Origin of the sequence: Pseudomonas sp. ACN8 (assembly GCF_002303925.1) — a bacterium.
Lineage (GTDB): Bacteria > Pseudomonadota > Gammaproteobacteria > Pseudomonadales > Pseudomonadaceae > Aquipseudomonas.
Map to the genome: position 1 here is coordinate 1 of NZ_MRCS01000074.1, position 20,465 is coordinate 20,465.

19 protein-coding genes and 1 pseudogene are annotated in these 20,465 nt (G+C 60.5%); 10 read left to right on the forward strand and 10 right to left on the reverse strand.

The window, feature by feature from the left end; genetic code table 11:
- A pseudogene (locus tag BSF44_RS27635) lies at positions 1 to 97 on the forward strand (Lrp/AsnC family transcriptional regulator); the annotation flags it as partial.
- Between the two features lie 109 nt (positions 98 to 206).
- On the opposite strand, the gene lpdA reads toward BSF44_RS27635, so the two are convergent.
- Positions 207 to 1,607, reverse strand: a complete 1,401-nt coding sequence (lpdA, locus tag BSF44_RS27640) for a dihydrolipoyl dehydrogenase (protein WP_095946182.1) — start codon at positions 1,605 to 1,607, stop codon at positions 207 to 209.
- A gap of 214 nt (positions 1,608 to 1,821) precedes the next feature.
- On the opposite strand from lpdA, the gene hflK (BSF44_RS27645) reads away from it, so the two are divergent.
- The 5 genes from hflK (BSF44_RS27645) (at position 1,822) to cfaB (ending at position 9,185) form a co-directional block, all read left to right on the forward strand.
- Positions 1,822 to 3,780, forward strand: coding sequence for a protease modulator HflK (gene hflK / locus BSF44_RS27645; protein ID WP_095946183.1), 1,959 nt, complete (start codon positions 1,822 to 1,824; stop codon positions 3,778 to 3,780).
- Positions 3,777 to 4,820 carry a protease modulator HflC gene (gene hflC, locus BSF44_RS27650; protein ID WP_095946184.1) on the forward strand — a complete coding sequence of 348 codons (1,044 nt, stop codon included), beginning with the start codon at positions 3,777 to 3,779 and terminating at the stop codon, positions 4,818 to 4,820. Before hflK (BSF44_RS27645) ends, hflC begins: the two co-directional genes overlap by 4 nt.
- Positions 4,817 to 5,875 (forward strand): protease modulator HflK, encoded by a 1,059-nt coding sequence (gene hflK / locus BSF44_RS27655; RefSeq protein WP_095946185.1) that lies wholly within the window; start codon positions 4,817 to 4,819, stop codon positions 5,873 to 5,875. The genes hflC and hflK (BSF44_RS27655) overlap by 4 nt, the downstream gene beginning before the upstream one ends.
- The gene (locus tag BSF44_RS27660) at positions 5,872 to 7,782 is read left to right on the forward strand and encodes a cation-translocating P-type ATPase (protein ID WP_095946186.1); all 1,911 of its coding nucleotides are present in this window, start codon (positions 5,872 to 5,874) and stop codon (positions 7,780 to 7,782) included. The genes hflK (BSF44_RS27655) and BSF44_RS27660 overlap by 4 nt, the downstream gene beginning before the upstream one ends.
- Positions 7,783 to 8,000: 218 nt before the next feature.
- Positions 8,001 to 9,185 carry a C17 cyclopropane fatty acid synthase CfaB gene (gene cfaB, locus BSF44_RS27665; RefSeq protein WP_095946187.1) on the forward strand — a complete coding sequence of 395 codons (1,185 nt, stop codon included), beginning with the start codon at positions 8,001 to 8,003 and terminating at the stop codon, positions 9,183 to 9,185.
- Here the strand turns inward: cfaB and cls are convergent.
- The gene (cls, locus tag BSF44_RS27670; protein WP_095946188.1) at positions 9,182 to 10,621 is read right to left on the reverse strand and encodes a cardiolipin synthase; all 1,440 of its coding nucleotides are present in this window, start codon (positions 10,619 to 10,621) and stop codon (positions 9,182 to 9,184) included. The two genes, cfaB and cls, sit on opposite strands and share 4 nt — an antisense overlap.
- Positions 10,622 to 10,753: 132 nt before the next feature.
- Between cls and BSF44_RS27675 the strand changes: the two genes are divergently transcribed.
- On the forward strand, positions 10,754 to 11,275 hold the full coding sequence (locus BSF44_RS27675; RefSeq protein ID WP_095946189.1) for a DUF3617 domain-containing protein: 522 nt from the start codon (positions 10,754 to 10,756) through the stop codon (positions 11,273 to 11,275).
- A gap of 88 nt (positions 11,276 to 11,363) precedes the next feature.
- On the opposite strand, the gene BSF44_RS27680 is transcribed toward BSF44_RS27675, so the two are convergent.
- From BSF44_RS27680 to BSF44_RS27705, 6 genes are all read right to left on the reverse strand, one after another.
- On the reverse strand, positions 11,364 to 12,251 hold the full coding sequence (locus BSF44_RS27680) for a His/Gly/Thr/Pro-type tRNA ligase C-terminal domain-containing protein (RefSeq protein ID WP_095946190.1): 888 nt from the start codon (positions 12,249 to 12,251) through the stop codon (positions 11,364 to 11,366).
- A 116-nt stretch (positions 12,252 to 12,367) separates the two neighbouring features.
- Positions 12,368 to 13,243 (reverse strand): metal ABC transporter substrate-binding protein, encoded by an 876-nt coding sequence (locus BSF44_RS27685; RefSeq protein ID WP_095946191.1) that lies wholly within the window; start codon positions 13,241 to 13,243, stop codon positions 12,368 to 12,370.
- 11 nt (positions 13,244 to 13,254) lie between these two features.
- Positions 13,255 to 14,121: a metal ABC transporter permease gene (locus BSF44_RS27690; RefSeq protein ID WP_095946192.1), complete on the reverse strand. Its 867-nt coding sequence runs from the start codon at positions 14,119 to 14,121 to the stop codon at positions 13,255 to 13,257.
- Positions 14,121 to 14,789, reverse strand: coding sequence for a metal ABC transporter ATP-binding protein (locus tag BSF44_RS27695; RefSeq protein ID WP_095946193.1), 669 nt, complete (start codon positions 14,787 to 14,789; stop codon positions 14,121 to 14,123). The genes BSF44_RS27690 and BSF44_RS27695 overlap by 1 nt, the downstream gene beginning before the upstream one ends.
- A complete protein-coding gene (gene folE2, locus BSF44_RS27700) occupies positions 14,786 to 15,682 on the reverse strand; it encodes a GTP cyclohydrolase FolE2 (RefSeq protein ID WP_095946200.1) in 897 nt (298 codons plus the stop codon). Before folE2 ends, BSF44_RS27695 begins: the two co-directional genes overlap by 4 nt.
- A 142-nt stretch (positions 15,683 to 15,824) precedes the next feature.
- A complete protein-coding gene (locus tag BSF44_RS27705) occupies positions 15,825 to 16,202 on the reverse strand; it encodes a glutamine synthetase (RefSeq protein ID WP_095946194.1) in 378 nt (125 codons plus the stop codon).
- A gap of 141 nt (positions 16,203 to 16,343) precedes the next feature.
- On the opposite strand from BSF44_RS27705, the gene zigA reads away from it, so the two are divergent.
- The gene (gene zigA, locus BSF44_RS27710; protein WP_095946195.1) at positions 16,344 to 17,549 is read left to right on the forward strand and encodes a zinc metallochaperone GTPase ZigA; all 1,206 of its coding nucleotides are present in this window, start codon (positions 16,344 to 16,346) and stop codon (positions 17,547 to 17,549) included.
- Between the two features lie 15 nt (positions 17,550 to 17,564).
- On the opposite strand, the gene BSF44_RS27715 is transcribed toward zigA, so the two are convergent.
- The gene (locus tag BSF44_RS27715) at positions 17,565 to 17,921 is read right to left on the reverse strand and encodes an NADH:ubiquinone oxidoreductase (protein WP_095946196.1); all 357 of its coding nucleotides are present in this window, start codon (positions 17,919 to 17,921) and stop codon (positions 17,565 to 17,567) included.
- Positions 17,922 to 17,948: 27 nt separating this feature from the next.
- Here BSF44_RS27715 and BSF44_RS27720 point away from each other — a divergent pair, with 27 nt between their 5' ends.
- A complete protein-coding gene (locus BSF44_RS27720; protein WP_095946197.1) occupies positions 17,949 to 18,920 on the forward strand; it encodes a GTP-binding protein in 972 nt (323 codons plus the stop codon).
- 4 nt (positions 18,921 to 18,924) lie between these two features.
- On the opposite strand, the gene BSF44_RS27725 is transcribed toward BSF44_RS27720, so the two are convergent.
- Positions 18,925 to 19,338 (reverse strand): DUF3301 domain-containing protein, encoded by a 414-nt coding sequence (locus BSF44_RS27725; protein ID WP_095946198.1) that lies wholly within the window; start codon positions 19,336 to 19,338, stop codon positions 18,925 to 18,927.
- Between the two features lie 118 nt (positions 19,339 to 19,456).
- Here BSF44_RS27725 and pdxY point away from each other — a divergent pair, with 118 nt between their 5' ends.
- A complete protein-coding gene (pdxY, locus tag BSF44_RS27730) occupies positions 19,457 to 20,329 on the forward strand; it encodes a pyridoxal kinase PdxY (RefSeq protein WP_095946199.1) in 873 nt (290 codons plus the stop codon).
- Positions 20,330 to 20,465: the final 136 nt, after the last annotated feature.

Below are 20,465 nucleotides of genomic sequence, written 5' to 3' on the forward strand. Positions count from 1 at the left end.
GCTGAAGCTGCCGGGGGTGAGCGACATCCGCAGCAACTTTGCGATCCATACGGTGAAGGCGCCGGGGGCGTTGCCTTTGGAGCATTTGCCGCTTTAAACCGCATGCACCGCTATCGCGAGCAGGCTCGCTCCCACAAGGTTTGCGCTGTACCTGTGTGGAGCCTGCTCGCGATGGCGATCGATCTGTCAGCCAAGACCTCCGGGTCTTACATCTGCGTCGCCATCCCCTCCACATCCATCGCCGCTTGGCGCAACGCCTCGGAGCGGGTCGGGTGCGGGTGGCAGGTCAGGGCGATGTCTTCGGCCGAGGCGCTGAATTCCATGGCCACGCAGTACTCGCCAATCATTTCACTGACGCTCGGGCCGACCAGATGCACGCCGAGGACCTCGTCCGTACGCTCATCGGCCAGCACTTTGGCGAAGCCTTCGGTTTCGTGGTTGATCTTCGCCCGGCTGTTGGCGGTGAAGGGAAACTTGCCGACCTTGTACGCCCGGCCTTCAGCCTTGAGCTGCTCTTCGGTCTTGCCGACGCTGGCCAGTTCCGGTTTGGTGTAGACCACACTGGGGATCAGGTCGTAGTTGACCTCGCCCGCCTTGCCGACGATCTGCTCGACGCAGGCCATGGCTTCGTCCTCGGCCTTGTGGGCGAGCATGGGGCCCGAGGTCACGTCACCAATCACCCAGACCCCGGCGGCTTCGGTGCGATGCCCCTTGTTGGCGAGCATGCCGCGCTTGTCCGTGGCGAGGCCGACGTTCTCCAGGCCAAGGCCCTGTGTATAAGGCCGGCGCCCGATGGCCACCAATACGTAATCCGCTTCCAGCAGTTCGGCGGCGCCCCCTGCGGCAGGCTCGACGCTGAGCTGAACGCCATTGGCGGAGCTGGTGGCGCTGGTCACTTTTGAACTCAATTTGAAACTCAAGCCTTGCTTGCTCAGGGAACGCTGAAGGGTTTTGCCTGCCTCGATGTCCACGCCGGGACAAATCCGGTCGAGGAATTCGACCACCGTTACCTGCGCTCCAAGGCGGCGCCAGACCGAACCCAGCTCCAGGCCGATCACGCCGGCGCCGATCACCACCAGATGCTTGGGCACCTCAGTCAGTGCCAGCGCGCCTGTGGAATCGAGGATGCGTTTGTTATCGATGTCTACGCCGGGCAGGGGCGTGGGCTCGGAACCGGTGGCGATGATGATGTCCTTGGCACTCAGTTCGGTCTTGCCACCGGCGCTATCGGTCACCGTGACTTTACCCGGTCCGTCGATGTGGCCCCAGCCTCTGATCCAGTCGACCTTGTTCTTGCGGAAAAGAAATTCGATGCCCTTGGTCAGCCCGGTAACGCTTTCATTCTTTTGTTTCATCATCTGGGCGAGGTTGAGGCTGGGTTTGACGTCGATCCCCAGGTTGGCGAATTCCGCACCCATGGCTGCATCGTACAGTTCGGAGGCATGCAGCAACGCCTTGGAGGGCATGCAGCCGACATTCAGGCAAGTGCCGCCGAGTGTGGCACGTCCTTCGACGCAGGCGGCCTTCAGACCCAGTTGTCCGGCGCGGATCGCCGCGTTGTAACCACCGGGGCCACCGCCAAGTATCACGACGTCATAAGTGCTCATGGATGTACTCCTGGATCGAAAGGGGTCGGGATGGGTAAACGTAGTTCCTGGATAAAATTACGATCGTAATATGTGCGTTCTGCCGCATTTCGGTCAAGGCTTCAGGTAAGCGACAGGTTGGACATTTTTAGATAGCGCGCTTGAATACGGAAATTTCACCATTTCCGTTATATCGTAACGAATTGTCCTGTCAGCGAAGACACTCTGGGGTGGTATGCAAGTCGATCTCGATGTTGATGAAGCGCCGTTAGCAGGGCTGCCGCGCTTTCAGCAGGCCTTCATTCAAGGGCGGCGTTTGCGCCAGTTCGCCATCGGTGCGGGCGTGCTCGCGACGGTGGGCGTGCTGCTGGCGCTGTTTGCCGGGCTGTTTGCAGCACAAACTTTGTGGTCTGCGTTACTGCTGAATCTGAGCGCAGCGTTTGTGCTGTTGATGGCGGGTATGCAATCGGCCTTGTGGATTGCCCGGTGGCGTGCCCGCGCCATGAATCCCGTCGTGCCCGAGGTCGTTGTCGACGAATCTGCGGAGCCTTTGGGCTGGTATGAACGCTTGCTGGACCGGATCAGTCGACAATCGCTAAACCTGCTCGGGCAAATCGGCGCGCCGACGCTGTGGCTTGGCGGTTGGGCGTTGTTGGCGATATTGGGCGTGGAACAAGCCTGGAACCTCACGTTGCCCCCGGCAGCGCTGGGCCTGTCGGCCACTGTCGGGGCTGCGTGCTTTTTGCTGTTGGCGTTCGGCCTGTTGGTGATGGAGCGCCATCTGGCCCAGGAAAACACTGCGCAATGGCCTGAAGCCGCTACGTTGGCGCAATTGATCCGTGTGGCGATCATCAGCCTGGTGCTCGGTGCTTTTTGTCTGTTGTTTGCCGATGAAACCTCGGTATGGCCTGTACGTCTGGCGGTGTTGATCGGTCTGCTGCCGGGGTTGGTGGCGGCAGAACTGTTGCTGCGCGCGGTGTTGTCATTGTTCAGCCCGCGCCGCGACCGCTTTGAGCCGGAGCTGTTGGCGCGCAGTTTTGTCGCTGACATGCTGCGCTGGCCACCACAGCCATTGCTGGCGTTGCAGCACGAATTGCATAACCGCTTCGGCATCGATCTGCGGCAAATCTGGGCTTTCACTTATATGCGTCGGGCGTTCCTGCCGGTGTTGGCTGTGGTTTCGCTCGTTGGCTGGTCGCTGACTGGCATTCACGAAATTGCCCTGCATGGGCGTGGCATCTACGAGCGATTCGGCAAGCCGGTTGAGGTGTTCGGCCCAGGATTGCATATGGGCTTACCTTGGCCATTGGGTCGGGTGTTGAGCGTCGAGAATGGCGTGGTTCACGAGTTGGCCACCAGTGTTGGAGAAACCACGGCCCCCACTCAGGCAGACCCCGCCGAAGGCCCGGCCCCGGCGATTGCCAACCGCTTGTGGGACGCCAGTCACGTGAACGACAAATCCCAGGTGATCGCCAGCAGCCGTGCCGACAAGCAGAGCTTTCAGATCGTCAACATGGACGTGCGTTTTGTCTATCGCATCGGCCTGAGCGATGAGGCTGCGCTGGCCGCGACCTATAACAGCGCCGATGTGCCGATGTTGATTCGCAGCACCGCCAGCCGAATCCTGGTTCACGACTTCGCCTCGCGCACCCTCGACGGTTTGCTGGGCGAGGACAGGGTAGGGCTGGCCGAAGAGATCGGCCGCGCGGTTCAGGCTGACCTGCAAAAACTCGACAGCGGCGTGGAAATTCTCGCCACGGTGGTCGAGGCGATTCACCCGCCGGCCGGTGCAGCCAATGCCTATCACGGCGTGCAGGCGGCGCAGATTGGCGCGCAAGCCTTGATCGCCCGAGAACGTGGCGCCGCTGCCGAGGCCACCCATCAGGCGCAGTTGCAGGCCAGCATCGCCCGCGATCAGGCGATAGCCAGTGCCCGCGAAATCAATGCTGGCGCCGAGGCCGCGGACCTGAAATTCAATGCCGAACAGAAAGCCTATGCCAGCGCTGGCCAGGCCTTTGTGCTGGAGCAGTATTTCAGTCAGTTGTCCCAGGGTTTGGCCAACGCCAGATTGCTGATTCTCGATCATCGACTGGGCGGCAGCAGCAATGCGCCGACCATTGACCTCCGTACGTTCACGCTGCCGGTTGACCCTGCGCCGTCGCGTAAAACCGCTCAGCCAGGAGCTGCCAATTGAGCCAGTCCCATACCCACGATCACCACGGCCACGATCACGATCACGATCACGATCACGGCCATGGCGGGCACCACCACGGCCACCATCATCACGGCGATCCGCAGGAGGCTGGGCCATTCCCGTGGCGTCGGATGGGTTGGGCGGCATTGCTGGTAGCGTTTGCGGTCGCTGCTGCAAGCCTGGTGCAAGTACGCTCGGGTGAAGCCACGGTAATCACGCGCTTCGGCAATCCATCGCGAGTCTTGCTGGAGCCGGGACTGGATTGGCGCTGGCCGGCACCGTTCGAAGCAGCGATCCCGGTGGATCTGCGACTGCGCACCACCTCCAGTGGTTTGCAGGATGTCGGCACACGGGACGGTTTGCGCATCATCGTTCAGGCCTATGTCGCGTGGCAGGTGCAGGGCGATCCGGACAATGTGCAACGTTTCATGCGCGCAGTGCAGAACCAGCCCGATGAAGCCGCGCGGCAGATTCGTACTTTTGTCGGCTCCGCACTGGAAACCACCGCCAGTAGTTTTGATTTGGCGAACCTGGTCAATACCGATGCCAGCCAGGTGCGTATTGCCGATTTCGAAGCACAACTGCGCAAGCAAATCGATCAGCAGTTGCTCACCACTTATGGTGTGCGTGTATTGCAGGTCGGCGTCGAACGATTGACGCTGCCTTCGGTGACGCTCACAGCGACGGTCGACCGGATGCGCGCCGAGCGTGAAACCATCGCTACTGAACGCACGGCAATCGGCAAGCGTGAAGCTGCGCAAATTCGTTCCGCCGCCGAGCGTGATGCGCGAATTGTGCAGGCCGATGCCACAGTGAAAGCAGCGAATATCGAAGCGCAATCGCGGGTTGAAGCGGCGCAGATTTACGGCCGCGCCTACGCGGGATCGCCGCAGCTCTACAACTTGCTGCGCTCACTCGACACCCTGGGCACGGTGGTAACGCCAGGGACCAAGCTGATTCTGCGCACCGACGCCGCACCGTTCCGAGTGTTGGTTGACGGTCCGCCGAGCCTCGACAACAAGTCCGGATCGCAGCCATGAGTTTGGTTCCACGTGGAACAAATGAGTTGAACAGCCCCTGGATTCAGGCCGGGCGGTTGGCGTTTCTCGCCTTGTATGCAGTGACGGTATTGGCGGCATTGGCATGGGCGTTTTCCAATGTGCGGCAGATCGATCCGCAAAATCGTGCGGTGGTTTTGCATTTCGGAGCGCTGGATCGCATTCAGAATGCAGGGCTGTTATTGGCTTGGCCGCAACCGTTCGAGCAGGTGATTTTGTTGCCAGCGGCGGATCGAGTGATCGAGCGTCGAGTGGAAGGTTTGTTGCGCAGTGGTGCCGCGATGCAGGCAGATCGCGTGGCCAGTTTTGCCACGCCCATCAGCGATGCCCTCGCAGGCTCCGGCTATCTGTTAACGGGTGATGCCGGTGTGGTGCAACTGGATGTGCGGGTTTTCTACAAAGTCACCGAGCCCTATGCGTTCGTGCTTCAGGGCGAACACGTGTTGCCGGCGTTGGATCGACTGGTGACCCGCAGTGCGGTAGCGCTCACGGCGGCGCGGGATCTGGACACCATTCTGGTCGCTCGCCCGGAATTGATCGGCGCTGACAGCCAGGCGGCGGAACGACGCGAGCGCTTGCGAGGCGATCTGGTGCAGGGCATCAACCAACGCCTTGCCGAGCTTACCGCGACGGGGCAGGGACTGGGGATAGAAGTGGCACGGGTCGATGTGCAATCGAGCCTGCCAGGCCCGGCGGTCAATGCCTTCAATGCGGTCCTGACAGCCAGTCAGCAGGCCGATAAAGCCGTGGCCAATGCGCGTACCGAAGCCGAAAAGCTGACGCAAACCGCCAACGAGCAAGCCGACAGAACACTGCAAGTGGCCCATGCCCAGGCCAGTGAACGACTGGCCAAAGCATCCACCGATACGGCCACGGTGTTGAGCCTGGCCAAAGCGCAACAACAGGGCATTGAGCCGCAAATGCTGCTGCGCATTTATCGTGAGCGTATGCCGAAGATTCTCGGTCAGGCCGGATCGGTCACGACGGTCGATCCCAAAGACGATTCCCGCCTGATCATTCAGGGAGCTGCACAATGACCGCTCAAACCGCCGCCGCACCGAGCCTGTTGTCTTCGGCCGAACAGCGCCGCGCCGCGCGCCAGTTGACCCTGGCCATGCTCGCATTGGGCTTGCTTGCCTTGGGATTGGTCTGGCGCTGGTTGTCGCCGGAGCAAACCGGCGTCAGTCAGTTGCTGCTGGGTTTTGCCTCGTTGCTGGTCGCCGTACCGGTCATGCGCTCGGCCTGGTACAGCCTGCGTTATCCAAGCCTGCACGGCATCACCGATCAATTGATTGCCCTGGCCATGCTGGGTGCCTGGGCCACAGGCGATCTGCTGACGGCGGCCCTGTTGCCGATCATCATGATCTTCGGTCACGTACTGGAGGAGCGCAGCGTGATCGGTTCCCAGGAGGCGATTCACGCCCTCGGCAAACTGACCCGCAGCCACGCACGCAAGGTGCAGGCGGACGGCTCCATCATCGAAGTCGACAACGGTACGCTCAAGGCGGGCGACCTGGTCGAAGTGCGAGCGGGGGACCGGGTGCCGGCGGATGGTCGAGTGTTGTCCGGCCAGGCCAGCCTGGACACCGCCTCCATTACCGGCGAATCGGTGCCGATGGAGGCGGGCGTCGGCATGTCGGTGTTCGGTGGCGCAATTAACCTCGACGGTTTGCTGCGAATCGAAGTGACCCGTACCGGCCATGAGTCGACCCTCGGAAAAGTCATCGCCCTGATGCAAAACGCCGAGCGCTCGAAGCCGCCGATCACTCGTCTGCTGGAGCGTTACGCCGGCAGCTATATGGTGCTGGTGTTGCTGCTGGCGGCGGTGACCTGGTTCATCACCAACAACGCTCAAGCGATGCTCGCGGTGTTGGTGGCGGCCTGTCCTTGTGCGCTGGTGTTGTCGGCGCCGGCCACGGCGATTGCCGGGGTGGCGGTAGCGGCACGTCACGGGATTCTGATCCGCAGTTCTGCGTTCCTCGAAGAGTTGGCCGACCTGACTTCGCTGGTGGTCGACAAGACCGGGACGCTGACCTTCGGCACCCTGCGCCTGCAATCCATCGACAGTCCGCTGGAGGATCGCAGCCATGTCCTGGCGCTCGCCGCCAGCCTGGGCTCGGCCAGCAGTCACCCGGTCAGCCGTGCGCTCGCGGGGTTGGTGGCCCAGGAGCATTTCCTGTTGCTCTCTGACATCCATGAGCGCCAGGGTCTGGGCGTGGTGGCGATGACCGAGCAGGGCGAAGCGGCGCTCGGCCGGCCGGAGTTGTTTGCGCAACTGGGCATCAGCACAACGGCGGTTCCCGATCATGACGGTCCGATTGCCGGGCTGGCGCTCAACGGCGAATTCCTTGCCTGGCTGTTGTTGGCCGACAGCGTCAAACCCGAGGCGCAGTTTGCCCTGGGTGAGTTGCGCGACCTTGGACTGGGTCGCCAGTTGTTGCTCACCGGTGACCGGCATAGCGTCGCGCAAACGCTCGCTCGGGATGTCGGGATCAGTGACGTCGAAGCGCAAGCCCTGCCCGAAGACAAACTGAACCGCGTGCTCAAGGAAATCGACAGCGGCTTCCGGCCGATGGTGGTCGGCGATGGGATCAACGACTCCCTGGCGCTCAAGGCCGGCGTGGTGGGTGTAGCCATGGGCGCGGGCGGTGCGGACATCGCCCTGGCATCGGCTGACATCGTGCTGATCGGCAGTGACCTGCGCCGCCTCGGCACTTGCGTGCGCCTGAGTCGTCAGTGCCGCCAAACGTTACAGGTGAATGTGATCATCGGGTTGGGCTGGACCCTGGCGATAGTGGCCTTCGCCGCGTTCGGCTGGCTCGGCGCTGCCGGGGCGATGATTGCGGCGTTGCTGCATAACCTCAGCACCCTGTTGGTGTTGGGCAATGCCGGTCGTTTGCTGCGGTTCCAGGAGCCGTTGCTCAAGCTCAAGGATGAAGCCTGAAGGCGAATGCTCTAAACCGGGTCATCACAGGGCTTCAACTTTTTAGAACTGTGCGCCCGGTTCGTAGTCACTGAAGATGAGGGCACATCATTTTTTGCGTTCGCCGCGGTAGGTGTAGGCGTCGCGAATCATTGACAACGGCTATTAATTCGATAGCCAGCTATTTTTCAAAGATGGTCTACCCTCTGTTTAGACGTCTGAAACAAGGGGGATTCTCCATGCTCGCGCATCTTCCACCGGCCTTACAGAATCTGCAATTACCGCTTCGCCTGAGACTCTGGGATGGCCATGAATTCAATCTGGGGCCGACGCCCAGTGTCACGATTGTGGTCAAGGACCCACAAATGGTCAGCCAGTTTACCCATCCAAGCCTGGACGCCCTTGGCGCTGCATATGTCGAAGGCAAACTGGAACTCGAAGGCTCCATCAGCGATGTGATCCGTGTCTGCGATGAATGGAGCCAGGCGTTGCTGGATGAAAACGACGACAATCAGCCGGTTCGTAGCGCCCACGATAAAGAGATGGACGCCAAGGCGATCTCCTACCACTACGACCTTTCCAACGCGTTCTATCAGCTGTGGCTCGACAGCGACATGGCGTATTCCTGCGCTTATTTCGAGACCGGCAGCGAAACCCTCGAGCAGGCCCAGCAAGCCAAGTTCCGTCATTTGTGCCGCAAGCTGCGTCTGCAGCCCGGCGAATATTTGCTGGATGTGGGTTGCGGGTGGGGTGGGTTGGCGCGTTTTGCGGCGCGGGAGTTTGGCGCGAAAGTGTTCGGTATCACCCTCAGCAAGGAACAGTTGGCCCTGGCCCGGGAGCGCGTAAAAGCGGAGGGCCTGGAGGACCTGGTCGAACTGCAACTGCTCGACTATCGCGATCTGCCGCAGGATGGCCGTTTCGACAAAGTGGTCAGCGTCGGTATGTTCGAACACGTGGGCCACGCCAATCTGGCGGAGTACTGCAAGAATCTGTTCGGTGCGGTGAAAGAGGGCGGCCTGGTGATGAACCACGGGATTACCGCCAAGTACACCGATGGCCGTCCGGTGGGACGCGGTGCCGGTGAATTCATCGAGAAATACGTGTTCCCCAACGGCGAGCTACCGCACCTGTCGATGATCTCTGCCGAGATCAGTGAAGCCGGACTGGAAATCGTCGACGTCGAGAGCTTGCGCTTGCACTACGCGCGCACTCTGGATCACTGGAGCGAGCGCCTGGAAGATAACCTCGAAGCGGCCTCCAAACTCGTACCGGAGCAAGTCCTGCGCATCTGGCGGCTGTACCTGGCCGGTTGCGCTTACGCGTTTGCCCGGGGCTGGATCAACCTGCACCAGATTCTCGCGGTGAAGGCCCACGCCGATGGCAGTCATGAACTGCCATGGACCCGTGACGATATCTACCTCTAGAGAATCGGTGAAATAAGCCGGGCGACCCGCATGCCGACCTGCTGCAGGCGGTGGGTCTCCCGGCCTTCTCCCTTGGCGATTTCGTGGGCGTTGGCGAAGTCATCGTTGAGCATCTGTTCCACCTCGGCGGCAAAGGCGCGGTCGACGGTCAGCAACATCACTTCGAAATTCAGCCGGAACGAACGGTTGTCCAGGTTGGCGCTGCCGATGGCGCTGATTTCGCTGTCGATCAACACCACTTTCTGGTGCAGGAATCCGGGCTCGTAACGGAACACCCGCACACCGGCGCGCACAGCCTCGAAAGCGTAGAGGCTGGAGGCGGCGTAGACGATTCGATGGTCGGGCCGAGACGGCAACAGCAGTCGCACATCCACACCGCGCAGGACCGCCAGGCGCAACGCTGCGAACACGGCTTCATCGGGGATGAAGTACGGGCTGGTAATCCAGACCCGCTCTGTCGCCGCATGGATCGCTTCGACAAAGAACAATGAACAGGTTTCACAGGCGTCTGCCGGCCCGCTGGCGAGCAACTGGCACAGCACGCCATCTTCCGGATAGACCTCCGGCAGGATCAGCGGCGGTAGTGCACGAGCCACCCAGAACCAGTCTTCAGCGAAAGACTCCTGCATGCACGCCACCACCGGCCCGCGCACTTGCACGTGGGTATCGCGCCAAGGGGCCAGGGGTGGTTTCTCGCCCATGTATTCGTCACCGACGTTGTGCCCGCCGACGAAGCCGAGAATGCCGTCCACCACCACGATCTTACGGTGGTTGCGGAAGTTCACCTGAAAGCGATTGAGCCAGCCACTGCGGGTGGCGAAGGCTTTGACCTCGACGCCGCCATCACGCAAGGCCTGCACGTAGCCATGGGGCAGGGAGTGGCTGCCGATTCGGTCATACAACAGATAGATCGCCACGCCTTCGGCGGCTTTCTTCAACAGCAAAGTCTGCAGGCGTTGTCCGAGGCGGTCGTCGTGGACGATGAAAAACTGGATCAGCACGGCTTCTTTTGCCTGGCTGATGGCATCGAAAATGGCCTCGAACGTCGACTGACCGTTGATCAACAGCCGCGTCTGGTTATTGGCCAGGCAGGGCATGTGTCCGAGCTTTGGCATCGCTCTGAGTGAGGCGTAGGCAGAAGAAGCGCGGGCAGTCAGGGCTTCTTCTACCCAGGGTCGCCAGTTGAGTTCGGAAACAGCCTTGCGCATCTCCTCGTTGGCCTGCCGCCGGGCCTTGATGTAGCCATCAAAGGTGCTGCGGCCGAACATCAGGTACGGGATCAACGTCAGGTAAGGGATGAAAAACAGCGACAGGGCCCAGGCGATCGAGCCTTGGGCGGTACGGACGGTCAACACGGCGTGTATGGCCGCGATCATGCCCAGCGAGTGCAACAGGGCGATGGTATAACCGAAAATATGCGGTCCGAAATAATCCATGGGGGCTGCCTTGCTCCTGAAGATTCAGTGCTTAACAGACCATGTTCCGTGCAGAATGTCGCTAATTAATTGGCCCATGAACCGAAGCCCGCGGCTGACGTCTAACGGCCACTACTGATCAGGAGTTTCTCGATGAACGTTCGTCTGCTGGGTTTGGCCATGGCACTGGGTTTGGCACTTCCTGTGGCGGCTCACGCGCAAATGCTGCAACCAGGATTGTGGGAGCTGACCACGAGCAACATGAAGGTCGACGAGCAGAATATGCCGGACCTGCAATTGATCCTCGGCCAGCTCCAGAACCAGATGACCCCCGAGCAGCGTGCCCAGCTGGAAAAGCAGGGCATCACCATGGGCGGCAAAGGGATCCGGGCGTGCCTGACCCCTGAGCAGGTCAAGACCGACAACATCCCGCTGACCGATCCGCAATCGGGCTGCAAACAGGAAATCACCGACCGCTCCGGCAATCAGTGGAAATTCCGTTTCAGCTGCCCGAGAGCCCAGGGTGCCGGTGTGGCGACATTCGTCAGTGATCGCGAGTTCACCACCAAGGTCAACGGGACGTTCAACGCCACTGGCATTCAGCAGAAGGGCAGCCTCGAATCCCGCGCCGTCTGGTTGGGACAGGATTGCGGCACTGTGAAGCCAAGAGCTTAAAAGCTTCGCGAGCAGGCTCGCTCCCACATTTGATCTGTGGTGTTCACAAAACCAATGTGGGAGCGAGCCTGCTCGCGAAGGCGTCCATTCAGCCGCCCTGAATTCCCGGCCGACTCAACCACTCACACGCCGCCTCGACAGCCATCCGGCCAAAATCCTCCCCCGTGCGACTGCGCACACTGACGAACCCCCCAACCTGTTCCTTTTCGCCCACCACCACCAGATACGGCACGCTCTGACTGTGCTGGCGAATCTTGTAGTGAACCTTTTCGTTACGTAGGTCGGCTCTGGCGCGTACGCCCCGTTGGCGCAAGGATTCGGTCACCGCTTGTGCATAAGTCGCCTGGCGATCATCCATGCTCACAACGACCACGTGGGGTGGAACACGCCACTGTTGCAGTTCCTGATGGCTGGACCAGCAGGTGCCGTAGATACGCTGTTGTAAAGTGCCGTTGATATGGTCGAGGGTAAACGCCTGCAAGACTTTGGTGGTGGGGACATGCGGTCCATGGCTCTGGTACTCGGTGTCCCCCAGCCGGTACAGCGAGACTGCTTCGCGCACCGGCCGACGACGGATCGAGTGATTGGTCGCTGCCAGTGATTGCATACGCGCTTCGATGAGGGGCAGGTCTGCCGCGGTCAGCGGTGGCTCGACGGCAAACTCGTAAAAGAACCCGTCGCCCAATTCTTTTCCCGCACGCATTTGCGCATGAGGGTGGAGTTGCTTGACCGCCATCGCCAGCATCAAGGCACAGGAGCGGCGCAAGATCTCCAGACCGTCCGGCTCCCGGGGGGTGACAATGCTGACCCGGGCGTCCGCTTCGATCAGGTATTCACAGTCCACCAGTACCCCGTTGACCCTTCCTGCTACGGCCGCGCTGGCCAGTTCGGGGCCGATGCTGGCGGCCACCTCATGCACGGACAGTGGCTGGTCGTATTCACGCAATGAACCATCGGGCAGGGTGATCTGGATCATGGTCGGCGTACTCAGGTGCTTCTAACGAGCGTTATCGCATAAACCGTAGGGGCAAACATTAAGACGTTTGTCGTGGCAGGCGTTCAGCGGTAAATCTCCGGAAGGGTTCTTGCGGATCATGGCTTGCTCAACGCGTTGTACAGGGTGTTGAGGTTGTACTCGAACAGCCCGGTGAAGGTGCTGGCCGGGCCACTCGCCGCCAGGGCATCGGAGTACAGCGTGCCGCCGATCTGCGCGCCGCTTTCATCCGCGATCTGCTTGAGCAGACGCGCGTCCTTGATGTTTTCCATGAACACCGCTTTGACCTTGGCCTGACGAATCTGGGTGATCAGTGTGGCCACTTCCGCGGCTGAAGGTTCGCGCTCGGTGGACAGGCCTTGAGGCGCCATGAACTCGATACCGTAGGCCTGGCCGAGATAACCGAAGGCGTCATGGGACGTCACGATCTTGCGGTTGCCCGGTGGCAGTGAACCGAGTTTGGTCTTGGCTTCGGCGAGCAGGGCGTAGACCTGTTTCAGGTACGCCTGGCTGTTGCGCTCATAGTCGGCGGTGTTCGTCGGGTCGGCGGCGATCAGCGCCTTGGTGATGTTGGCGATGTACAGCTCGGTGTTCGCCAGGTTATGCCAGGCATGCGGGTCGGGAACGGTTTCGCCGTCTTCATCCAGGCTGCGCGGGATGACGCCGTGGCTCGCGCTGATGACCGGCGCCTTGGTCTCGGTACTCGTCACCAGGCGATCCAGCCAGGGCTCGAAACCCAGGCCGTTCTTGATGATGAGCCTGGCTTTGAGCAGCGCCTTGGCATCGTCCGGTGTCGGCTCGTAGGTATGGGCATCCGCGTCCGGGCCGACCATATTGGTGATCTGGATATGCTCCTTGCCGACCTGCCGGGTCATGTCGGCAAGGATGCTGAAGCTGGTGACCACCTGGAGTTTTTCGGCGGCAGACAGCGACATCGACACCATCAAGCTGAACAGCACGAGTAAAGCGCGCATCGGGTAACACCTCATTGGGATGTGAGCAAAGGCGGGCGGCGCAGCAAGCCATGCACCGGCCCGAGCACCACGGACAACAGATACCCTCCGCCGGCCACCAGCACGATTGCCGGGCCACTGGGCAGCGAGTAATAGAACGAAATCAATAAACCCAGCCACACCGAGAGGCTGCCGAGCGAGGCGGCGACGACGATCAGCACCGGCAAGCGGCGACTCCAGAATCGCGCTGCGGCGGCAGGCAACATCATCAGCCCGACCACCATCAACGCGCCGATTGCCTGGAAACCGATGACCAGATTCAACACCACCAACGTCAGGAATACACCGTGGGCCAGTGGGCCGAGTCGGCTGACAGTTTGCAGAAAAAGCGGGTCCAGGGTGTCGAGCAGCAGTGGTTTGTAGATCAATGCCATGGCAATCAGGCTCAGTCCCGAGACCCAAAGCATGCCGGTCAAGGTCGGGCCGTCGACCGCCAGCGCCGAGCCAAACAACAGGTGCAACAGGTCCAGGCGTTTGCCGGCGATGCCGAGAATCAGCACGCCACCGGCCAGGGAAATCGGGTAGATCGCCGCGAGGCTGGCGTCCTCTCGCAGGCCGGTGCGTCGCGTAATCCAGGCCGCGAGGCCAGCCATGCTCAGGCCTGCGCCGAGGCCGCCGATGGTCAACGCCGGGAGGCTCAAACCGGCAAACCAGAATCCCAGAGCCGCGCCGGGAAGGATGCCGTGGGCGACGGCATCGCCGATCAAACTCATGCGCCTGAGGATCAGAAACACCCCAAGGGGCGCCGTGCTGCACGCCAGGAGCAAACCGCCGAGCAGCGCCCGACGCATGAAGACGAACTCCTGGAACGGTTGCCAAAGATGCGCGGCAGCGATCATCAGGCCACCTGCGCTTGAGATGATTGGCGGATCAGTTCGGTACTCGGGCCGAATACGCAGCCACTGCTTTTGATCAGCAACGTGTGCGGGATGTGCTCGCGGACAGCGTCCAGGTCATGGCATACGATCACCAGTGTCCGGCCCTCGAGGTTCCAATCGTGTATGTGCTTCCAGAGCAATGCCTGGCCGAGCTCATCGAGGGCCGCGTGGGGTTCATCGAGCAACAGCAAGGGTGCATCGGTCAGGCTCAACCGTGCGAGCAGGGCGCGTTGCAATTCGCCGCCAGAGAGAGCCATCAACGGTCGATCTTCCAGGCCGTTCAGGTGCCAGTTCGCGAGGGCGTTTTTCAGTCGTTGGCTACGGAGCTCCGATGACTGTTTGTTGCCCCAGAAACCGGCGGTGACTAATGCCTGAAGGCTGATCGGAAATTGCCTGTCCAAGTGTTGTTGCTGGGGCAGGAACGCCACACCGCCTTTAAGTGGAACGCTCAGTCGCACCTTTCCGGCCAACGGTTTTTGCAGACCGGCGATGACCTTCAGCAGGCTGCTTTTCCCGGAGCCGTTCGCACCAATGATGGCGATCAGGCTGCCCTGCGACAGTTCGAAGTCCAGCGCTGGCGTAAGTGGCTGCCCCGGTGCGCCCCAGCGCAGGGCGTGGCAGCCAATCATGCGACCTCCCAGTTGAAACGGCTTTCGGCGACGGCGTCATGGGCGTGCAGGCTTTCGGCGTGGATGACACGAATATGGAAGGCATTGATGCCCGTGGAGCGTTTCAGGGCCAGATTCAAACGGCGTGCGGCGTCCTCGCAGAACATCAGGTTCTGACCATTGGCCAGAGCGAAGGCCTGTTCGTCGGCGCGTTTTACCGCTGTTTGAACGGCTGTGCCGAGTGCGGCTTCGGCGTCGTTGATGACGGCGATCAGAGGCAAGTCGTCCAAAAAATCAGCCAGCCGTACGCGCAACTTTGCGCTGCTGCGTTGGCTGTGGGGTGTGGCAACGATGCCGTTCGTGGAGCCTAGCCACGCTAAAACGTCGGCGTGTTGCAGTGCCTTGTTGGCGAAATCATCGACGAACTGCCGCTGAATCAACTGTCGAGAAAGGGCTGCGGAACACGGGCAAGTTGAGGAATAAGGCACGTCGATTTTTAGTTCCACGTGGAACATTGCGTTTTTCAAACGTGCTTCGATGCTGATCGGATAGTTTTTCCAGCCATCCAGTGGGCTGATCAGCGCCGGCCTTTTCAGCAACAAATCGGCATGAATGGTTAGGTAAGCGCTGCTGGATAGCCCCTCATGACTCTCAAGAAAACGCTGCAATACCCGCCGCAATAAAGCCGGTGAAAGGTTTTCCTGTTCCAGTAATTCAAGCGCCAGATAGAGCCGTGACATGTGAATGCCACGCGCATTGCCATCGTCGAGGCTTACGCCGGCATCGGCCTTTGCATTCAGTCGTTGGCCATCAAACAAAACGGGAAGAGCAATGCCGCACATGCCCACCCACTCCAGTGGCAGGGCTTGGCGTGAGGCCTGCGCGGCGATATCCGGCAGAGTCAGCGCATTCATGAGCAGGTCCATCGTGGGAGTTGATCTGGCATGTTATATTATAACAATGCAATCGACGATGCCTTTTTCATGAACAAGCTTTCATCATGCGCAACCGCCACATGCTCAGCCTGATTTCACGCCATCAACAGAAAAAAGAAGTTTAACAACCGGCGATCCGGCTGCAGGTGAACCTGGCGCTGCTGCCGCCAGAGCTGGAAAACCGGTTGATCGTGGTCCAGCCGACGCGCCGGTTATAGCCAACCCAGGCCTCGCCATCGGAAGCGATGCCAGTGAAAAACGTAAGCTGGCCGTAGCGGCTGTTGGTTTGGGCCCAATAGCGTTTGCCGGCTGTTTCGAAGCCCCGCAGATAGATCGTGTTTCCGGCGGTATTGACGCTGTAGGCGTTGCCATCGGCATCCACGCAGGCCAACAGGTTGGCGCTGCGGGTGCACTTGGCCAGGCTCGGGACCTGGGCCGTCGCGTCGGCAGCCACCAGCAGGGAAAGCATGATCAATGCAGGTTTCAGGACGTTGCGCATGGGGCTTCTCACGAAAGGAACGCGTTCAGCATCCTGTCCTTTGCACCGCCGGGCAAGAGGGGATGGTTTATTTGTACTGTTACAGTATAACATCGTGTAAGCCCGACACAGCGACCGGGCATCCCTGTGAGGAATATGCAGATGTCCAATCGACTCCCCGTGACCGTTCTCTCCGGCTTTCTTGGTGCCGGAAAAAGTACACTTCTTAATTACATACTACGTAATCGCGATGGTTTGCGAGTTGCAGTCATCGTCAACGATATGAGCGAAATCAACGTCGATGGCACCGAAGTTCAGCGCGATGTCAGCCTGAATCGCGCCGAAGAACGGTTGGTGGAGATGAGTAACGGGTGTATTTGCTGTACGTTACGTGAAGACTTGCTGGAGGAGGTGAGTCAACTCGCCAGGGAAGGTCGCTTCGACTATCTGCTGATCGAGTCCACCGGTATTTCCGAACCGCTGCCAGTGGCGGAAACCTTTACCTTTCGCGATGAAAACGGCCAGAGCCTCAACGACATTGCACGGCTGGACACCATGGTCACAGTGGTCGATGGCATGAACTTCCTGCTCGATTACCAGGCTGCCGAAAGCCTGGCTTCCCGAGGAGAAACACTAGGGGAAGAAGACGAACGTTCGATTACCGATCTGTTGATTGAGCAGGTCGAGTTCGCTGATGTGATTTTGCTCAGCAAGATCGACTTGATCAGCAGCCACCAGCGCGAAGAACTGATCGCGATACTTGAACGGCTCAACGCCCGGGCGGAAATCATCCCGATGACGATGGGCGAAATCCCTTTGGATAAGATCCTCAACACCGGCCGTTTTGACTTCGAAAAGGCTGCCCAGGCACCGGGATGGTTGCAGGAACTGCGCGGCGAACACGTGCCGGAGACCGAAGAGTACGGCATCGCTTCCAGTGCTTACCGGGCTCGCCGGCCGTTCCATCCGCAGCGTTTCTTCAACTTCATCGACGGTCCCTGGGACAACGGAAAGCTGCTGCGCTCCAAGGGCTTTTTCTGGCTGGCGAGCAAGCACATGGATGCTGGCAGTTGGTCTCAGGCCGGTGGCTTGATGCGCTATGGCTTTGCCGGGCGCTGGTGGCGTTTCGTACCGAAAAACCAGTGGCCGCAAGATGAAGAAAGTACCACCGGGATCATGAAAAACTGGACCGCCGACAGCGGGGACTGTCGCCAGGAGCTGGTGTTCATCGGCCAGAACATCGACTTCACGCAACTCACTGCAGAACTGGACGCATGCCTGCTGACCGATGAGGAGATGGCGCTGGGCACAGAGGGCTGGCGTTTGCTGCCTGATCCATTCGGCCCTTGGAACGAAGAGGTTGCCTGATCCTCTACTGGCGCTTCAGGGCTTGAGCCAGGTGCCCTGGCTCTGGGCCTCGCAGTACGGCTGCAAATATGCCGCGTCGGTGGCAACGCCGTAATAGTGAATATCCTGGCGGTAGGGCATATTGGCGACTTGGGCGTTGCTGCAAATACCAAATGCGCCGCCGGGGCATTGATCGACATACTGCACCTCGACTTTCTGCCCCGCCAGGTTCGGCTGGCAGAAACCATCGGCGAAGAGTTTTGGCGGGATGTTGCGGTTCTGCTGGCAAACCTGGACATCAAGCCGCTCGGTCTGGCTGTGAACCACACAAGCCTGGGCCAGCGCCTCGCCTGAAACGAGTGCCAGGAGCAACGACAAGCCAATCAACCGCATCCATCACCTCCTCAGAAATCATCGACCATGCTGCAGAATATCCCCACTCATGTCATTGCCGGCCCGTTGGGCGCCGGCAAGACCAGCCTGATCAAGCACCTGCTGGCTCAGCGCCCGGCTGGCGAGCGCTGGGCGGTGTTGATCAACGAGTTTGGCCAGATCGGTCTCGACGCTGCGCTACTGACCCAGGATGGCGATGGTATCGCACTGGGGGAAGTGGCTGGGGGCTGCCTTTGTTGCGTCAACGGTGCGCCGTTTCAGATTGGTCTTGGGCGCTTGTTGCGCAAGGCACAACCGGATCGGCTGTTCATCGAGCCCTCGGGGCTGGGGCATCCGGCGCAGTTGCTCAGGCAATTGAGCGAAGCGCCGTGGCAAGGCGTGTTGGCTGTTCAGCCTTGTGTGCTGGTGCTGGATGCCCAGGCGCTCGCCGCTGGCAAACCGCTGCCGGATGTTCAACAGCAAGCGCTGGGCCATGCGGGATTGCTGCTGTTGAACAAGTCTGAAGGTCTCGACGAAGACAGTCGCCAGCGAATTGCCGGGCAATTGCCGCCTCTCCCCCTGTGCTGGACACAACAGGCGGCTTTACCCTTGAGCGAGTTGCCGGGGCTGAATGCCAAAGCGCGGGCAGGTGTGGATAACTTCGTCGTGCCCATGGGCCTGGCGCAGCTGCCGGCGGTCTGGAGCGACCCCGCGTTGCCCATTTGCCTGAGTCAGGAACAGGACGGAGGCTGGAGCATCGGATGGCGTTGGCACCCAAGCCAGGTGTTTGATGCCGCTCTGGTTGGCCGGTGGCTTGAAAGCCTTGGCTGGAGGCGGGCGAAACTGGTTATCCACAGTGCTCAGGGCTGGATTTCGGCGAACGCGGTGGATAGCTCGGTGCTGGACTGGCAGCCCAGTGAATGGCGGCAGGATTCGCGTATCGAGCTGATTTTCAGTGAAGCGCAGAATGCAGAGCGGTTGCAGCGTGAGCTGGCAGCGTGCCGATCCGGATCGGGTTAACGGCTCACGGCCGCCACTTGGTATGGTCCTGACGCCACTGGCTCAGCTCGATCACTTCAGCGCGGGGTTTCGCTACTTCGACCACCGGTTCGGTTTCATCGAAGGGGACCGGGTAGGGCGCCAGCTCGATCTGTGCACTGTGTGCGCCGAACTGAGTGATGGTGCCGTTGTGGCGGGTTTCGCCCGTCACGGTGAATTCGAAGTTATACACACGGGCCAGGCGTCGGCGACCACTGGCATCCTTGATGAAAGCGATTTTTTTCAAGGCCACGTTGCCGTCGAGCAATTCGATCCCGAGTTTGCCGCAATGCTGCTTGACCCGCTCCAGCGCGCGCTCGCGCAAGCCGTGGTTGTGCCATAGCCATGCGCCGGCAGTGGCGAACAGCATCAGCACGAATATATTTCCAAGGGTCAGCATCACAGGGTGCTCCAACAAGATAGTGTCAGCTTAACTGCGTCGCTGGTCTGTCGTACAGGCTGCGTTTAGTCGCATACTGCGCGGCTAGAATTTCAATCGTTTTACGGAAATCCACCGCATGAAACGTACACCGCATTTGCTCGCTATCCAGTCTCACGTGGTATTCGGTCACGCCGGCAACAGTGCCGCGGTTTTCCCGATGCAACGGGTCGGGGTGAATGTCTGGCCGCTCAACACTGTGCAGTTCTCCAATCACACCCAGTACGGCCAGTGGGCCGGTGAGGTGCTGGCGCCGCACCAGATCCCCGACCTGGTCGAAGGTATCGCGGCGATTGGCGAACTGGGCAACTGTGATGCGGTGCTCTCCGGTTACCTCGGCAGTGCGGCCCAGGGCCGGGCGATTCTGACAGGGGTGGCGCGGATCAAGTCGATGAATCCCAAGGCGCTGTACCTGTGTGACCCGGTCATGGGGCATCCGGAGAAGGGCTGCAGTGTTCCGGCGGAGGTCAGTGATTTCCTGTTGGAAGAGGCCGCCGCCGTGGCGGACTTCATGTGCCCGAACCAGTTGGAGCTGGACAGCTTCTCCGGGCGCAAGCCGCAATCGCTGTTCGATTGCCTGGCCATGGCGCGTGCATTGCTGGTGCGCGGCCCGAAAGCGGTGTTGGTCAAGCATCTGGACTATCCAGGCAAATCGGCAGAGGTCTTCGAGATGCTGCTGGTGACGGCTGAAGGCAGCTGGCATTTGCAGCGCCCGTTACTGGCGTTCCCGCGTCAGCCGGTGGGCGTGGGCGATCTGACGTCCGGTCTGTTCCTGGCGCGTGTGCTGTTGGGCGACAGCCTGGTGGCCGCGTTCGAGTTCACAGCGTCGGCGGTGCATGAAGTGCTGCTCGAAACCCAGACCTGTGCCAGCTACGAGCTGGAACTGGTACGGGCTCAGGACCGGATTGCCCATCCGCGGGTGCGGTTCGAGGCTACACCCATCAGTCTCTGATTCAGCGCTGCCCCCATCGCGAGCAGGCTCGCTCCCACAGTTGATTTCAGTGGACACAGATTTTGTGTACGACAAAGATCCAATGTGGGAGCGAGCCTGCTCGCGATGGGGGCAGCGCTGAATCAGAGACTGATGG

Excerpts from the sequence above, each read along its gene's own strand:
- BSF44_RS27660 (WP_095946186.1), top strand. The coding sequence starts at position 5,872 with ATGACCGCTCAAACCGCCGCCGCACCGAGCCTGTTGTCTTCGGCCGAA.
- cfaB (WP_095946187.1), top strand. The coding sequence starts at position 8,001 with ATGCTCGCGCATCTTCCACCGGCCTTACAGAATCTGCAATTACCGCTT.
- pdxY (WP_095946199.1), top strand. The coding sequence starts at position 19,457 with ATGAAACGTACACCGCATTTGCTCGCTATCCAGTCTCACGTGGTATTC.
- BSF44_RS27690 (WP_095946192.1), bottom strand. The coding sequence starts at position 14,121 with ATGATCGCTGCCGCGCATCTTTGGCAACCGTTCCAGGAGTTCGTCTTC.
- cls (WP_095946188.1), bottom strand. The coding sequence starts at position 10,621 with ATGGATTATTTCGGACCGCATATTTTCGGTTATACCATCGCCCTGTTG.
- BSF44_RS27715 (WP_095946196.1), bottom strand. The coding sequence starts at position 17,921 with ATGCGGTTGATTGGCTTGTCGTTGCTCCTGGCACTCGTTTCAGGCGAG.
- hflK (WP_095946183.1), top strand. The coding sequence starts at position 1,822 with ATGCAAGTCGATCTCGATGTTGATGAAGCGCCGTTAGCAGGGCTGCCG.
- zigA (WP_095946195.1), top strand. The coding sequence starts at position 16,344 with ATGTCCAATCGACTCCCCGTGACCGTTCTCTCCGGCTTTCTTGGTGCC.
- BSF44_RS27695 (WP_095946193.1), bottom strand. The coding sequence starts at position 14,789 with ATGATTGGCTGCCACGCCCTGCGCTGGGGCGCACCGGGGCAGCCACTT.
- BSF44_RS27725 (WP_095946198.1), bottom strand. The coding sequence starts at position 19,338 with ATGCTGACCCTTGGAAATATATTCGTGCTGATGCTGTTCGCCACTGCC.
- BSF44_RS27675 (WP_095946189.1), top strand. The coding sequence starts at position 10,754 with ATGAACGTTCGTCTGCTGGGTTTGGCCATGGCACTGGGTTTGGCACTT.
- BSF44_RS27680 (WP_095946190.1), bottom strand. The coding sequence starts at position 12,251 with ATGATCCAGATCACCCTGCCCGATGGTTCATTGCGTGAATACGACCAG.
- BSF44_RS27705 (WP_095946194.1), bottom strand. The coding sequence starts at position 16,202 with ATGCGCAACGTCCTGAAACCTGCATTGATCATGCTTTCCCTGCTGGTG.
- folE2 (WP_095946200.1), bottom strand. The coding sequence starts at position 15,682 with ATGAATGCGCTGACTCTGCCGGATATCGCCGCGCAGGCCTCACGCCAA.
- lpdA (WP_095946182.1), bottom strand. The coding sequence starts at position 1,607 with ATGAGCACTTATGACGTCGTGATACTTGGCGGTGGCCCCGGTGGTTAC.
- hflK (WP_095946185.1), top strand. The coding sequence starts at position 4,817 with ATGAGTTTGGTTCCACGTGGAACAAATGAGTTGAACAGCCCCTGGATT.
- BSF44_RS27685 (WP_095946191.1), bottom strand. The coding sequence starts at position 13,243 with ATGCGCGCTTTACTCGTGCTGTTCAGCTTGATGGTGTCGATGTCGCTG.
- BSF44_RS27720 (WP_095946197.1), top strand. The coding sequence starts at position 17,949 with ATGCTGCAGAATATCCCCACTCATGTCATTGCCGGCCCGTTGGGCGCC.